The organism is Thermococcus sp., from assembly GCF_027008145.1.
In the GTDB taxonomy this organism is placed as follows: domain Archaea; phylum Methanobacteriota_B; class Thermococci; order Thermococcales; family Thermococcaceae; genus Thermococcus.
This window is the reverse complement of record NZ_JALTCZ010000075.1, coordinates 1-2,613: the sequence shown is the minus strand read 5'-3', so window position 1 is coordinate 2,613 and position 2,613 is coordinate 1. Positions and strand designations below refer to the sequence as shown.

At 54.0% G+C, this 2,613-nt stretch carries 2 protein-coding genes and 2 pseudogenes; 1 reads left to right on the top strand and 3 read right to left on the bottom strand.

All coding sequences use genetic code 11. The features are described 5' to 3' along the window. Both MVD07_RS03570 and MVD07_RS03565 read right to left on the bottom strand, forming a co-directional pair. A pseudogene (locus MVD07_RS03570) lies at positions 1-350 on the bottom strand (dihydropyrimidine dehydrogenase); the annotation flags it as partial. Next, complete coding sequence (locus MVD07_RS03565; RefSeq protein ID WP_297498751.1) at positions 351-1,199, bottom strand: sulfide/dihydroorotate dehydrogenase-like FAD/NAD-binding protein; 849 nt, start codon at positions 1,197-1,199, stop codon at positions 351-353. It abuts the pseudogene before it with no gap. A gap of 192 nt (positions 1,200-1,391) precedes the next feature. Between MVD07_RS03565 and MVD07_RS03560 the strand changes: the two genes are divergently transcribed. Continuing rightward, a complete protein-coding gene (locus MVD07_RS03560) occupies positions 1,392-2,174 on the top strand; it encodes a 4-phosphopantoate--beta-alanine ligase (protein WP_297498754.1) in 783 nt (260 codons plus the stop codon). Here MVD07_RS03560 and MVD07_RS03555 read toward each other — a convergent pair. Beyond that, positions 2,171-2,613: pseudogene (locus MVD07_RS03555) on the bottom strand (transcriptional regulator); the annotation flags it as partial. The gene MVD07_RS03560 and the pseudogene MVD07_RS03555 overlap by 4 nt on opposite strands.

Below are 2,613 nucleotides of genomic sequence, written 5' to 3'. Positions count from 1 at the left end.
ACGCAGTTCTTCTCACACTGGTCCTCCTGCGGGCAGACCCTTCCAGTTATCGCTGGCAGGGTGTTGTCAGTCCAGATTACCCTCAGGGCCTCTTTTACGGCCTTGTCGGGATTATCGCGGTATTCGACGAGTTTGCTTATGAAGCCGGGGATGTCTATGTGAACCGGACAGCCCTTAATGCATGGGGCGTATTCAGCAGGACATTGAAGACAGCGCTCAGCCTCCTTAACGGCGAGCTCAAAGGTGTAGCCGAGGTTGACTTCACCGAAGTCCCTAATTCGCTCCTCCACAGGCCTTTCCGGTGTTGGGACCTTCTCCTTGATGAGCTTTGGCCTCTTCCTCCTTGCCATTCAGATCACCCCCTTCGCCCTGAGCTCCTCTAAGTAGCGCTCCTTTGCGAGCTTCTCCTGTTCCACGAACCGAGAACTCCTTCTCAGGACATCTTCCCAGTCCACCTTGTGTGCGTCGAACATTGGGCCGTCCCTGCAGGCGAACTTTATCTGGCCGTCGTAGAGTATCCGGCAGGAGCCGCACATACCCGTCCCATCCACCATTATCTGTCTCACGGTCGTTATTGTGGGTATCCCGTAGGGCCTCGTCAGTTCGGCAAGCTTCGCGAGAGAGCCGAGCTTTCCGCCGGCAAAGATTATGTCGACCCTATCCTTCTCGATGAGCTCCTTCACGACGTCGAGGTAGTGTCCCTTTCTACCGACGCTCCCATCCTCTGTGGTTATGTAGTGCTCGTCGGCCACAGGCTTCGCGAGAAACTCCTCGGGATAGACGTTCTGGGCATTTTCAAAGCTCTGTATCGATATCGTGTAGTTTCCCGCTTCTTTCATTGCCCTAAGCGTCGCGTAGTTCTCGGCCTGCCCGCAGACTGCATCGGAGGCGAAGACGACGTTGCCGTAGTGCTCCACCTTTATCGGCTTTCCCAGCGGGCCAACAATGCTGTAGAGCTCGTCCCCGACGTTGAACTCGTAGTAGAGCTGTAAACTCGTCTTCCCGAGCTTCCTGATGAACATCCCGATTTTCCCGTTTTCGGCCTTGTAAACAGACATCGGAACCCTCTCGCCCCTCTCGTGGAGTATGAAGACAACGAACTGTCCAGGTTTCCACGCCCGGGTTATGTGAGGTGCCTCGACCTCGACGAAGTAATCGATCGGGCTCAAATCCTGCTTTGCCGTTATTCTGTACCCCATATGCACCACCACGTACACGTGATCAGGCATATTCATTCCCAGTTTTGGGTAAAGGTCTTATACGGGTTTCTTAAACCAAAGGTTTAGAACTCTCCTTTAAGCTAAATAAGCCCTTAGGAGATTTTTATCTGCAGGCACGAAAGGATTGGGAAGGTTTTTAGGGACGGCGATGAATAGACTGTGGTGGTCGAGATGGTGAAGATACCCAAGAGCCACCCGCGCTACTGGAGCCTTTATTACAGGGAGAAGATCATCGAGGGCATGGAGAGGGGAATGACCGCTAAAGCCGGCCTTATAGCCCATGGACGGGGCGAGGCCTTTGACTATCTCATAGGAGAGAAAACTATAGAGCCGGCCGAGAGGGCGATGAAGGCAGCCGTTGCAAAGTTTCTACTGGCGAAGCACCCAGTTATCTCGGTGAACGGAAACGTTTCGGCCCTCGTTCCAAAGGAGACCATAGAGCTCGCGAAAGCATTCGGAGCAAAGCTTGAGATAAATCTCTTCTACCGAACGGAGGAGAGGGTTAAGGCGATAGCCGAGGAGCTGAGGAAGCACGATCCCGATATCGAGATACTCGGGATAAACCCGACCAAGAGGATTCCCAACCTTGAGCATGACCGCGGGAAGGTTGACGAGAACGGTATCTGGAGGGCTGACGTTGTCCTCGTCCCCCTTGAGGACGGCGACAGAACCGAGGCCCTCGTGGGGATGGGCAAGTTCGTTGTTACAGTTGACCTCAACCCGCTTTCCCGCTCGGCGAGAATGGCAGACATAACCATAGTGGACAACATAGTTAGAGCCTACCCAAGGATGGTTGAGTTGGCCCGGGAAATGAAGGGTCTCCCGAGGGAGGAACTGGAGAGAATAGTTGAAGGATACGACAACGGGAAAACCCTGAGTGACGTTTTACTCCACATAAAGAACCGGCTTACTAAGCTCGCCCGGGAGGGAATCTGGAGGAGGAAGGAGCTTTAGAGTTCCCTCTCGGTTTTTTCGACGAGCTTTCTGAGGCCTGTTATGAGCTCGTTTTCATCCTTGGCCCTGGAAATAACCAGCGGAACCCTCTCGCGCTCTGCCAGCTTGACCGCTAATGTGTCGAGCTTTTTGACCCCGTGGAGAACTATTACAGCAGGCTTCAGCCCTTGGACGCGGACGGCTATCATAGGACTCCTTCCGGTTGAGACCTTTGTGAAGACGAGGGCCCTCTCTGTCGTCCAGCCGTAGAGCTTGAGGAACTCCTCGCTGCTCATCTCAAGGATGGCCCTTATGCTGTCAACTATCGTGTAGCCGTATATCCTCCTGTCGAGGAGGTGGGGGTTGGCAACAACCTCGCCCTTCACGGCCTTAACGACGTCGGCTATGGTAACGGGCAGGGAAAACTCCCTGATGTCTAGGATTGCATCGGTTGGGAGTT

Coding starts and splice junctions, on each gene's coding strand:
- MVD07_RS03565 (WP_297498751.1), bottom strand. CDS start 1,199: ATGGGGTACAGAATAACGGCAAAGCAGGATTTGAGCCCGATCGATTAC.
- MVD07_RS03560 (WP_297498754.1), top strand. CDS start 1,392: ATGGTGAAGATACCCAAGAGCCACCCGCGCTACTGGAGCCTTTATTAC.